Genomic DNA, 10,185 nt, shown 5'->3' with positions numbered 1-10,185 from the left:
GTTTTCTGCCTAGACCCAATGACCAAAATCCAGCTTTCAAATCAGACGGTCGTCGACGGTCACGCCTATATTCCGTCCGGCGCCATGTCCGGTCCAGCGCTTTCGGCAGCTGTCTTTTGCCGGCCGACGATCCGCTCGCGGTAGAGTGCATAGAGGCCTGACGCGATAATGATCGTGGCACCGAAGATCATCGGCAGATCGGGGCTATCGCCGAAGATTGTGAAGCCAAGCAGGATTGACCAGAGCAGGGCGGTGTAGCGGAACGGCGCGATGAAGGAGATATCGCCCACCCGCATGGCTGTGATGATGAAGTGGTAGCCGATGAGCACAAGCACTGCCGCCAGCGCCAGGAACGCCGTGCTTTTTCCCGTCATGGGCGTCCAGCCGCCCATCGGCGAAAGCAATGCAGCGCCCAGAACTGTCATGGCAAGGGCGGTGGCGGTCGACACCAGCAATGTCGGAATCGCCTGCGGGATCCGCTTGGTAGCGAGATCGCGCACCGCGCAGCATACGACGCTGGCCAGCGCCAGCAGAGAAAAGACGCTGAACCCTTCGAAGCCCGGCCGCACGATGATCAGCACGCCGGCAAAACCGACGGCGATAGCCAACCAGCGCCGCCAGCCGACGCCCTCGTTGAACACAAGCGCGGCGCCCATCGTCACCGCCAGCGGCAGCGCCTGCAGTACGGCGGAGACATTGGCGATCGGAAGATGTGCCAGAGCAACGAGGAACGACACGGTGGCGCCGGCCTCGCTGGCGACGCGCAGCGCAACGATCGGCTGCAGCATCGAACCTGGCCGGGCAAGCGCGCCGCGTTGCCACGCAAGCAGGCCAACGAAAAGCGAAGCGAAGGCGCCGCGGATCAACATGACCTGCGCCATGTTCATCGATTCCGACGAGAATTTGCTGATAGCGTCGTTGAGGGTGAAACCAGCCATGGCCACCATCATGAACAACGCGCCGCGCAGGTTTGGCGAAAGAGGCAAGGCGATTACCGGGTGAGTCCTGCAGCAAGCGTCTAGCAGGCACCCGCAAAACAGCAACGTCAAAGGGCTGGGCCACAGCCTTTCTGTGGCCCGTGACATTGTAGGTTTCCAATCTTATCTCGGGAGGTGGTCAATGATGAATGCACGAGGCAATGCGGACAGGCTTGGCACAGGCAGCAGGCGGCACGTTTCGTCGGCTTTCCGGTTCTCTTCCGCACTGGCGGTCATCCTCATGGCGATAGCGCCTGCGTTCGCCGAGAACGGCGCTTCGGCGTCGGCAGTCGAACGGATGTCCACGCCGGGTCACGAAGCGGATGAGCTCGCTCGCCGCGTCGGGAAATGGACCGTCGTCAACACGATCTGGCCAACGCCCGGCGCCCAGCCGATCGTGATGACCCGGCTGTTGGCCGAGCGCACGATGATCGGCCCTTCATGCAGGAGGTGATGCGCCCGGCGCCCGGGTCGAAAGTCCCAGACTTCCAGCGGATAGACTATTTGAGCTATGACCGGGTGGAGGGCCGCTGGAAGTATGTCTCCACGGACACCCGTTTCCCGGCAGGGATCATGCCCGCCTGGAGTTTTGGTGGCGGGGAGGACGGCAAGATTTCACTGCTGTTCGAGCCGCTTGGTTTCGTCGGGTTCGGCCCCGAGGTCGAAGGGCGGCTCACGGCCTCCGATTTCATCATTTCCAGGGACGGCGACAATCACGAGGTGGCCGAGCAACATTTCCTCCAGGCCAATGGCAGCGGCAAGAAATGGCTTGCCGTACGATACGACTACACGCGTCAACAACCGTGACTCGCTAGCCAAAACAATAGGCCGCGAATAAGTTCTGACGTCGCCGGATGCTCACGGTCCCCTGAGGCTGCCGGCGATCGCATCGACGAGCGGATCGTACTTCAATTTCAGGGCTGGCGGATAGTCGATCCAGACCGTGCGGATGACACCGTCTTTTCCGAACAGGCGGCGTTCGTAGAAGATGTTCCCGCCTTTGATGCCCGACAGCACCGGCCAGTCCTTGCCGGTCTTGCTGTAGGTGATGTTATAGCCAGGTTCCTTGCTGGCCCTCTCGGCGGAGACGAAGGCTTTCGGGGTGTCATCATCGATATTGAGGATACCTGAACAGATCAGGCTGGCGCCATCGGCAGTGAGCCATTGTTGTCCATCGCCATTGTCCGGCTCAGGCTGGCGAAGAGTGAAGATTTCATCCGGAAAGGTGCAGACGGTACCGAAGCGCTCGTTCGTATAGGTAAATGGCGCGGCAACTGCCATGGTCCCCGCCATTACTCCGAAAGACGTCAGAACTGCAAAAAACCGCTGCACGCCTTGCCCTCGCGCCGGTACCAAGGCGATTATTCTCGCACGAAATCGGCGAAAAATCAGCCGCCGGTGACGCTCATGTGCCGCGACACCGACGGACGGTTGGTGCGGCGGTCGATAATGAAGTCATGGCCTTTCGGCTTGCGGCCGATTGCTTCGTCGATGGCATCGGCGACCAGCTCGTTGCCTTCCGACGCACGCAGCGGCGCGCGTAGGTCGGCGGCATCTTCCTGGCCGAGGCACATGTAAAGGGTGCCGGTGCAGGTCAGCCGGACCCGGTTGCAGCTTTCACAGAAATTATGCGTCATCGGCGTGATGAAGCCAAGCCGTCCGCCGGTCTCGGCGACTTGGACATAGCGGGCCGGGCCACCGGTCTTGTAAGGAATGTCGCTTAACGTGAACTGGCGCTCGAGTGCCGCGCGCAGCAGCGACAGCGGCAAATACTGGTCGGTACGGTCGGCGTCGATCTCGCCCATCGGCATGGTTTCGATGACCGTCAGATCCATGCCGCGGCCATGCGCCCAGCGGAGCATTTCCGGCAATTCGGCGTCATTGGAGTCCTTCAACGCCACCGCGTTGAGCTTTACCTTCAGCCCGGCCGCCTGCGCTGCGTCGATGCCTTCCATAACCTTGTCCAGATTGCCCCAGCGGGTGATCTGGCGGAATTTGTCGGCATCCAGCGTGTCCAGCGAGACGTTGATCCGTTTGACGCCGCAGTCGGCGAGCTCGGCGGCAAAGCGTGAAAGCTGCGAGCCGTTGGTGGTCAGCGTCAGTTCTTCCAGCGCACCGCTCTCGAGATGCCGCGACAGCTGGCGCACTAGGTGCATAATGTTCTTGCGCACCAGCGGCTCACCGCCGGTGAGGCGGAGCTTGCGCACGCCCTTTTCGATGAAGACCGTGCAAAGCCGGTCGAGCTCTTCCAGCGACAGCAGGTCCTTCTTCGGCAGGAACGTCATGTCCTCGGCCATGCAATAGGTGCAGCGAAAATCGCAGCGGTCGGTGACCGACACGCGCAGGTAGGTGATCGTGCGACCGAAAGGATCGATCATATCCATGCTTATGCGCTTCCCGTGACCGTGAACGGCTTCGTTATATATGGCTATGTGATACGAGCCAACTTGCCATTCAAGATAGAAGCTCGCGATCTTCAGTAACATTCCGACGCCGACAGATCATGTCGGAAGTTCTCAAACGGCCTTTTCCCTCAACGCGAAGCGGCGTAGGGAAGGGCGGTTTTCCGCAGGATCCACCAGCATGACAGCGCCAAAGGAACTCAGGGTCTCGAAGGACCGCAAGCTGCTTTCCGTCACCTTTCCGGGCCATCAACCGTTCGAATTGCCGGCCGAGCTTCTGCGGGTCGCCTCGCCGTCGGCCGAGGTGCAGGGCCATTCGCCCGAACAGCGCGTCACAGTTCCCGGCAAGCGCAATGTGGCAATCCTGAAGATCGAGCCGGTCGGCAATTATGCCGTGCGCATCACCTTCGACGATTTCCATGATACCGGCATCTTCACCTGGAATTACCTGCATACGCTGGGCCATGAGAAGGATGCACGCTGGGCCGCCTATCTCGCCGAGCTGAAAGCGAAGGGGCTAAGCCGTGATCGTTGAATGATTCCCGCAGGACGCTCCGGTCAACGCAAGATCGCTAGTATCTCGCTGGTGTCGTGATAAAACGGCGTGCCTTCGATCAGCCGGTCATCCTTGAAGCGCAAGACCTCGGCAAACGGCTGTTTGATGGTTGCACCATTGGCCCGCGATGTCAGCGAAAGTGTGCAGCTCATGAACACCATGTCATCCTTTTGAGCGATTTGAAGGTCCTCCACCGCTACGTCGCTCCAAATTTCCCGCATCTTGCGGAAAAGGGCGCCTATGCCGTCGACGCCATTCCAGTCACCGGCATAGGGCAGGGAGCGCGGCTCATGCACGACAATCTCCGCATGAAATGCGCTGGAAAGCATCTTGAGGCTCTCCGACCCTGATTGCAGGAACGCATTTCAACATTGAACATGTTTTCAATAAGTTCCATGGCGGTGCGTCGTCGGTCGAGCGGTCTATCCATTTTTCGGTCTCCTATCCGTCGGCACGATCGTGCAGATCAAAGCGGCTTTGCCCATGTCCGCGTTGCCTCGACACCCGCCTCCCGATGACCGGCAAACGGGCACGATGTCGTGAAAACGTCACGGATCTGGAGTAGCGCCGGCAAAGCTTTGGAGACGAAAACATGTCCATGATCACCAGCGTTGAACAACTCGAAGCGCTCTATGGCCTGCCTGGCGAGGCGTCGGTGGTCAAAGAACTCGACCAGCTGATTCCCGAATACGCAGCCTTCATCGAGGCTTCGCCGTTTGCTGCGCTCGCAACCTGCGGGCCTGAAGGGCTGGACTGCTCGCCGCGCGGCGATCTTGCCGGCTTCGTCCGTATCCACGATCCGAAAACGCTGATGATGCCGGACCGGCGCGGCAACAACCGTGCCGATTCGCTAAGGAACATTCTCCGCGATCCGCGCCTCGCACTTCTCTTCCTCGTGCCGGGTTCCGGCACGACGCTGCGCGTCAATGGCCACGCCCATATCACCACCGATCCCGCGCTCTGCGCCTCGTTCGCAGTCGAGGGCAAGCCGGCGCGCTCGGTGACGATCGTCGAGATCGATGCGGTTTATTTCCAGTGCGCCCGCGCCATCCACCGATCGGAGCTGTGGAATCCGGCAAGGCATGTCGACCCGAGATCGCTGCCGACTCCCGGCAAGATCCTGGAAATCACCAGCCGCAAGAACATCGACGGCGAGGTCTACGACAAGGAATGGCCGGAGCGCGCGAAAAAATCGATGTGGTGAAGCATTTGGTGGTGGAGCGCTGGGCTGTCAGGCGGTTTTTAAAACCTCGGCAACCCTACGCATCTGTTCGCCGATCATGTCGCATTGTTCCGGCGTCGACTGGCTCATCGCCTTCTCGATCAGCGCCATATGGACCTTCAGCGCCTGCATCAGCAGTGCCTTGCCGGCCTCGGTCAACGTCAGCCGCAGCACGCGCTTGTCCTTCTCGTCGCCCTCGCGGCGCAGCAGGCCACGGGTCTCCAGCTGCGGCAAAAGCATGGTGATGTTGGAGCGACCGACCAGCAGCCGGCGAGCGAGGTCGTGCTGCGACATGCCGGGATGGCGGTAGAGGTTCATCAGCACGTCGAGTTGCGCCGGCTTCAGGTCGAGTGGCGCCAGCTTCACCGCCAGGGTGCGTTCCACCACGTGGCAGGCGCGCGCCACCGCGACCCAGTTGCGAAAACGCGGGTTGTCCCAGGGCAGGTCTTGCTTAATGTTCATGTTTGAACTATTATGTTCATGCTTGAACCAATGAATGGATCGCCACTATGGCATCATTTGGACTGAGGGTCATCCGCGGCACGTTCGGCGTGGCCGAGCATGTGGCACCGGGACTCACCGGGCGCGCGGCATTCGAGCTGTTCTGCCGCACGCCGCACGAGAAGAGCTTGAGCCAAGGCGAGCGCCGCGCAATCGATCGCGCCGCCGATTTCATGACCCAGGCACGTCATCACCGGTTAAAGACCAGAACCGGCTGCGTCATGGTGCATGAATTCCGGCCCGAGCCGGGCAGGGCGACTGCCGGCACCGTGCTCGTCATCCATGGTTGGCGTTCGCGCACCGAATACATGCGCACCCTGATCGAAGCCTATCGCGATGCCGGCTACAAGGTGGTCTCGCTCGACCTGCCGGGCCACGGCCAGTCGCAGGGCCGCCGGCTTACCCTGGTCAGTGCGGTCGATGCGGCACGGGTTGCCGGCGAATGGTTCGGACCGTTTGCCGCCGTCGTCGGCCATTCCTTCGGTGGTGCCGTTGCCGCCAATGCCGTCGCCGGTTCGATCAGGAATATCCCGCGATTGGCCGCCGGGCGGCTGGTGCTTATCGCCGCGCCGAGCTCCCTGCCGGCGATCTTCGCTGATTTCAGCCGCATGCTGAATGTCGGCTCGCGCTCGCAGGTCGCCATGGCCGACCGGGTCGAGCGCATCGCCGGCCGGCCGCTGCACGAGTTCACCGGTGACCGCCAACTGGGAAGCACGCCGCTGCCGACGCTGGTGATTCACGCACCGGACGACCGCGAAGTGTCCGCCGATCATGCAAGGCTCTACGCGCGCGCCGGAGATCATGTGCGGCTGTACTGGGCCGACGGGCTCGGCCACCGCCGCATTCTCGCCGACAAGGGTGTGGTGAAGCGTGCCGTTCGCTTCGTTGCCGGCAGGCTTGAGCCGTCTCTGCAGTGACCTGAATATCGTTCTTGTCTGGCGGGTTCGGCTGTCACGTCGCCCCGGTGCCGGCCATCGCTTTCCAAGCCGCCATTGCCCCGGCCACCGTCGCCAGAAGGGCCGAGCGCGACGCGCCGTCGCGCGCCTGGATCGACATGCCGTGCTGTACGGTCGCGTAGAAGGTCGCGGCCGTACCGCAGTCGAAATCGGCCGGCAACTCTCCATCGGCCACGCCACGCTCGAGGCGTCTCAGCAAGGCTTCGCGGTTTTCGGCGCGGCGACGGCGCAGATCATCGCAGATGGCGCCGCGGCTTGAGTCCTGGTGCAATGCGGCGAGCGCGACAAGGCAGCCCTGCGGACGACCGGTCTGTGAATAGGCCCTGGCAGTCTGCCGCAGGAAGCGCTCGACGGCCTGGCGCGCGGTCGGCGCCTTTTCCAGCGCGGACCAGATCTCGGTTCCCTCGACCCGCGTGTAAAGCTCGGTTGCCTCGAGAAACAGCGCTTCCTTGCTGCCGAAAGCGGCATAGAGGCTAGGTGAGTTGATGCCCATTGCAGCGGTCAGGTCGCTTATCGACGCGCCCTCATAACCCTTGGCCCAAAACACTTCCATTGCCCGCCTCAAGGCGGCGGCTCGATGGAAGGTGCGGGGGCGGCCTCGTTCCGGCATGGCATCCTTTCTGTATTGATCGATATATAATTCAGTTGACGTGGTTCAGCAAGGCTGGCAGATATTTATGTATCAATCACTACAAAAATGGAGAAGCAAATGTCATCCAGAGTCTTGAACGGCAAGGCCGCCCTCGTCACCGGCGGCAGCCGCGGCATTGGTGCGGCGATCGCAAGAAGGCTCGCAGCCGACGGCGCGAGCGTGGCGATCACCTATGTGAATGGCGAGGAACGGGCGCGCGCGGTGGTCAGGGAAATCGAGGCGGCCGGCGGTCGGGGCTTTGCCATCAAGGCCGACAATCGCGATGCTGCGGCGATCGAGGCGGCAGTCGATGAGGCGCTAAAGGCCTTCGGACGGCTCGACATCCTGGTCAATAGCGCCGGCATCTGGCGCGCTGCGCCGATTGATAACCTGTCGCTTGCCGACTTCGATGAGACGATGGAGGTCAACCTCAGAGCCCCGTTCGTCGCCGCCAAGGCGGCAGCAGCGCATATGGGAGAGGGTGGCCGGATCATCTCGATCGGCAGCAACCTGGCCGAGCGTGCCACCGACGCCGGCCTGAGCGCCTATTCGGCCAGCAAGGCTGCCTTGGTTGGCCTGACCAAGGCCTTTGCACGCGATCTCGGTCCGCGCGGCATCACCGCCAATGTCGTCCATCCCGGGTCGACCGATACCGACATGAACCCGGCAGCCGGCCCGCACGCCGAGCATCAGCGCCAGAAGATGGCGATGCCCCGCTTCGGCACGGCCGACGAGATCGCCGGCATGGTCGCCTGGCTTGCAGGTCCAGAAGGACGCTTCGTAACAGGCGCGGCATTGACCATCGACGGCGGCGCCAACGCTTGATGCCTGGCTCAGGGGCGCTACCATTTAGCCGAGGATGATAACGCGGATTCGCTCGACCCGTCACGATGTTGTGAAACCGTTCTGCAACAGACGTTCCGAAATTTATGGAAGCTTAACGAAATCAGTATGAATCAGTGTAGTCACGCCTTATCCGCCATGCGGTGGGCGAGACCGTGAAAGCGGTGCGGAACGGGATCCGGTTCAACCGGAGCGGGTGATCCATGAAACTCCTTGGAAACAAAACAACCGTGCTGCCATTTGCGGTGGCCGCGGCAATGCTTGCCTTCGGGGCGCCGCGGGCTGAAGCGCAAGGGTTCTTCGACATGCTTTTCGGCGGCGGCGTCAAACACGCACCGCCGAAAGGTAACTTTCCGCCGCCACCGTCAAAATACAAGCCCAAGGCGCCGGCCGCCGGCGGTGGTGGTGCGCAAATCAGCAGCCCGTCCTATTACACCTACAAGAGCGATCCGCTGGTGCGCGTCGATTTTTCGGCACTATCGGCAGCGCCTGAACCGGCAACGCCTCAGGATGCTGCGTTCGAGCCGGTGGCCACCGGGGCTGCATTCCGCGAAGCCATTGCCGGGCTCGACGGCTATGACCTCTACGCCGAGAAGGACCTCGCCAAGGCGCTGATCGCCTATTACTCGGCCAATCCGGATTTCATCTGGGTGACGGGAACCGGTCCCAACAGCCGCGCCCAGGATGCGGTGCGGGTGCTGGGCGAGGCCGCTAGCTACGGCCTGACGCCCGCCGACTACACCGTCGAAGTTCCGGCAGCAGGCGCATCGGCGGACAATGGCGATGAACGTCCGAAAGAGCTGGTCCGCTTCGAGATGGCGCTGTCGGCGCGTGTCCTGCGCTACGCCCGTGACGCACAAAGCGGCCGCGTCGATCCTAACCGCATCACCGGCTACTACGATTTTCCGCCGAAGCCGCTCGACATGGAAGGGGTGCTGAAGACGCTGGCCCATACCCAGCAAGTGCGCACTTATCTCGAATCACGGCATCCACAGAATTCCGAGTATCAGGCGCTACGCGTCGAGCTGGAATCGCTACAGGCCAGCGCCGAGGACGAGATCGTCGTCGATCCCAATCTGCTGTTGAAACCGGGGCAGACCAGCCCCGAGCTGCCGAAGCTGTTGACAAAGATCGCGCGCAATCTCGATGACGAGATGGGCGGCGCCTATGGCGAAATCCTGGCGAGGCTCGCCACCAGCGAGGTCTACGATCCGGAGCTGGTGCCGGTGATCCAGGCGGTGCAGAAACGAGCCGGCATGAAAGGCGACGGCGTCATCGGCCCACGTACCGTTGCATCATTGGCCGGAACGTCCAAGGCCGACAAAATTCAGAAAGTTCGGATTGCGCTCGAAGAGTTGCGCTGGCTGCCTTCCGACCTCGGCAGTCCGCGCGTCTTCATCAACCAGCCGGCTTTCACCGCGAGCTATATCGACGACGGCGAGGAGAAGCTGAAGACCCGCGCCGTCGTTGGCAGGCCCACCAACCAGACTGCTTTCTTCTATGACCAGATCGAGCAGGTCGACTTCCATCCCTATTGGGGCGTGCCGCAGTCGATCCTGGTCAACGAGATGTTGCCGCGGCTGCGCCGGGATCCTGGCTATCTCGACCGCGCCGGCTATGAGGTGGTCAATGCCCGCGGCAAGCGGATTCCCTCCTCCTCGGTCGATTGGGGCGCGTACGGCGCAAAGATACCTTACGGCGTGCGCCAGCTGCCGAGCGAGGCCAATGCGCTGGGCGAGCTGAAGATACTGTTCCCCAACAAGCATGCAATCTACATGCACGATACGCCGCAGAAGTCATTTTTCCAGCGCGACATGCGCGCGCTCAGCCATGGCTGCGTGCGCTTGCAGGATCCACGCGGCATGGCGGCTGCCGTTCTCGGCACCTCGGTCAACTATATCGAGGACAGATTGAAACACGGACATTCGACCGAAGACGTGACACGCAAGATCCCGGTCTATGTCGCCTATTTCACCGCATGGCCGGACCTGTCCGGCACGGTCGAATATTTCAACGATGTCTACGGTCGCGACACAAGGCTGCAGCAGGCGCTTGACAGCACGGAAGCCGTGCGTTCGCCGGGTAGCTGAAGTCAGG

Annotated in this window: 13 protein-coding genes; 7 read left to right on the top strand and 6 right to left on the bottom strand. The window is 61.9% G+C overall.

Annotated elements, in window-relative coordinates; genetic code table 11:
• Positions 1–65: 65 nt before the first annotated feature.
• Positions 66–986: a DMT family transporter gene (locus tag AC0L2P_RS06500; RefSeq protein WP_473500402.1), complete on the bottom strand. Its 921-nt coding sequence runs from the start codon at positions 984–986 to the stop codon at positions 66–68.
• Between the two features lie 133 nt (positions 987–1,119).
• Here AC0L2P_RS06500 and AC0L2P_RS06495 point away from each other — a divergent pair, with 133 nt between their 5' ends.
• Positions 1,120–1,431: a hypothetical protein gene (locus tag AC0L2P_RS06495; RefSeq protein ID WP_473500401.1), complete on the top strand. Its 312-nt coding sequence runs from the start codon at positions 1,120–1,122 to the stop codon at positions 1,429–1,431.
• The gene (locus tag AC0L2P_RS06490; RefSeq protein ID WP_473500400.1) at positions 1,419–1,784 is read left to right on the top strand and encodes a hypothetical protein; all 366 of its coding nucleotides are present in this window, start codon (positions 1,419–1,421) and stop codon (positions 1,782–1,784) included. Before AC0L2P_RS06495 ends, AC0L2P_RS06490 begins: the two co-directional genes overlap by 13 nt.
• A 51-nt stretch (positions 1,785–1,835) precedes the next feature.
• Here AC0L2P_RS06490 and AC0L2P_RS06485 read toward each other — a convergent pair whose 3' ends face one another.
• Together AC0L2P_RS06485 and moaA are read right to left on the bottom strand one after the other, a co-directional pair.
• A complete protein-coding gene (locus AC0L2P_RS06485; protein ID WP_473500399.1) occupies positions 1,836–2,258 on the bottom strand; it encodes a hypothetical protein in 423 nt (140 codons plus the stop codon).
• Positions 2,259–2,365: 107 nt separating this feature from the next.
• On the bottom strand, positions 2,366–3,361 hold the full coding sequence (gene moaA / locus AC0L2P_RS06480) for a GTP 3',8-cyclase MoaA (protein ID WP_473500398.1): 996 nt from the start codon (positions 3,359–3,361) through the stop codon (positions 2,366–2,368).
• Between the two features lie 199 nt (positions 3,362–3,560).
• Here moaA and AC0L2P_RS06475 point away from each other — a divergent pair, with 199 nt between their 5' ends.
• Positions 3,561–3,914 carry a gamma-butyrobetaine hydroxylase family protein gene (locus AC0L2P_RS06475; protein ID WP_473500397.1) on the top strand — a complete coding sequence of 118 codons (354 nt, stop codon included), beginning with the start codon at positions 3,561–3,563 and terminating at the stop codon, positions 3,912–3,914.
• Positions 3,915–3,937: 23 nt separating this feature from the next.
• Here AC0L2P_RS06475 and AC0L2P_RS06470 read toward each other — a convergent pair whose 3' ends face one another.
• A complete protein-coding gene (locus AC0L2P_RS06470; protein WP_473500396.1) occupies positions 3,938–4,264 on the bottom strand; it encodes a nuclear transport factor 2 family protein in 327 nt (108 codons plus the stop codon).
• 263 nt (positions 4,265–4,527) lie between these two features.
• On the opposite strand from AC0L2P_RS06470, the gene AC0L2P_RS06465 reads away from it, so the two are divergent.
• Positions 4,528–5,139, top strand: a complete 612-nt coding sequence (locus AC0L2P_RS06465) for a pyridoxamine 5'-phosphate oxidase family protein (RefSeq protein ID WP_473500395.1) — start codon at positions 4,528–4,530, stop codon at positions 5,137–5,139.
• Between the two features lie 27 nt (positions 5,140–5,166).
• On the opposite strand, the gene AC0L2P_RS06460 is transcribed toward AC0L2P_RS06465, so the two are convergent.
• Entirely contained in the window at positions 5,167–5,619 is a 453-nt protein-coding gene (locus AC0L2P_RS06460) for a MarR family winged helix-turn-helix transcriptional regulator (RefSeq protein WP_473500394.1), read from the bottom strand.
• Positions 5,620–5,666: 47 nt separating this feature from the next.
• Here AC0L2P_RS06460 and AC0L2P_RS06455 point away from each other — a divergent pair, with 47 nt between their 5' ends.
• Entirely contained in the window at positions 5,667–6,575 is a 909-nt protein-coding gene (locus AC0L2P_RS06455) for an alpha/beta hydrolase (protein ID WP_473500393.1), read from the top strand.
• 34 nt (positions 6,576–6,609) lie between these two features.
• On the opposite strand, the gene AC0L2P_RS06450 is transcribed toward AC0L2P_RS06455, so the two are convergent.
• Positions 6,610–7,224, bottom strand: coding sequence for a TetR/AcrR family transcriptional regulator (locus AC0L2P_RS06450; RefSeq protein ID WP_473500392.1), 615 nt, complete (start codon positions 7,222–7,224; stop codon positions 6,610–6,612).
• A 99-nt stretch (positions 7,225–7,323) separates the two neighbouring features.
• On the opposite strand from AC0L2P_RS06450, the gene AC0L2P_RS06445 reads away from it, so the two are divergent.
• Both AC0L2P_RS06445 and AC0L2P_RS06440 read left to right on the top strand, forming a co-directional pair.
• Positions 7,324–8,070 carry an SDR family NAD(P)-dependent oxidoreductase gene (locus AC0L2P_RS06445; protein ID WP_473500391.1) on the top strand — a complete coding sequence of 249 codons (747 nt, stop codon included), beginning with the start codon at positions 7,324–7,326 and terminating at the stop codon, positions 8,068–8,070.
• A 221-nt stretch (positions 8,071–8,291) separates the two neighbouring features.
• Positions 8,292–10,178, top strand: a complete 1,887-nt coding sequence (locus AC0L2P_RS06440) for a L,D-transpeptidase family protein (protein WP_473500390.1) — start codon at positions 8,292–8,294, stop codon at positions 10,176–10,178.
• Positions 10,179–10,185: the final 7 nt, after the last annotated feature.

It is taken from the genome of Mesorhizobium sp. WSM4836 (assembly GCF_055811815.1).
The sequence above is the reverse complement of the archived record's forward strand: the minus strand, read 5'-3'. Positions and strand labels throughout refer to the sequence as shown.

Excerpts from the sequence above, each read along its gene's own strand:
- AC0L2P_RS06495 (WP_473500401.1), top strand. The coding sequence starts at position 1,120 with ATGATGAATGCACGAGGCAATGCGGACAGGCTTGGCACAGGCAGCAGG.
- AC0L2P_RS06490 (WP_473500400.1), top strand. The coding sequence starts at position 1,419 with ATGCAGGAGGTGATGCGCCCGGCGCCCGGGTCGAAAGTCCCAGACTTC.
- AC0L2P_RS06485 (WP_473500399.1), bottom strand. The coding sequence starts at position 2,258 with ATGGCAGTTGCCGCGCCATTTACCTATACGAACGAGCGCTTCGGTACC.
- moaA (WP_473500398.1), bottom strand. The coding sequence starts at position 3,361 with ATGGATATGATCGATCCTTTCGGTCGCACGATCACCTACCTGCGCGTG.
- AC0L2P_RS06475 (WP_473500397.1), top strand. The coding sequence starts at position 3,561 with ATGACAGCGCCAAAGGAACTCAGGGTCTCGAAGGACCGCAAGCTGCTT.
- AC0L2P_RS06470 (WP_473500396.1), bottom strand. The coding sequence starts at position 4,264 with ATGCTTTCCAGCGCATTTCATGCGGAGATTGTCGTGCATGAGCCGCGC.
- AC0L2P_RS06465 (WP_473500395.1), top strand. The coding sequence starts at position 4,528 with ATGTCCATGATCACCAGCGTTGAACAACTCGAAGCGCTCTATGGCCTG.
- AC0L2P_RS06460 (WP_473500394.1), bottom strand. The coding sequence starts at position 5,619 with ATGAACATTAAGCAAGACCTGCCCTGGGACAACCCGCGTTTTCGCAAC.
- AC0L2P_RS06455 (WP_473500393.1), top strand. The coding sequence starts at position 5,667 with ATGGCATCATTTGGACTGAGGGTCATCCGCGGCACGTTCGGCGTGGCC.
- AC0L2P_RS06450 (WP_473500392.1), bottom strand. The coding sequence starts at position 7,224 with ATGCCGGAACGAGGCCGCCCCCGCACCTTCCATCGAGCCGCCGCCTTG.
- AC0L2P_RS06445 (WP_473500391.1), top strand. The coding sequence starts at position 7,324 with ATGTCATCCAGAGTCTTGAACGGCAAGGCCGCCCTCGTCACCGGCGGC.
- AC0L2P_RS06440 (WP_473500390.1), top strand. The coding sequence starts at position 8,292 with ATGAAACTCCTTGGAAACAAAACAACCGTGCTGCCATTTGCGGTGGCC.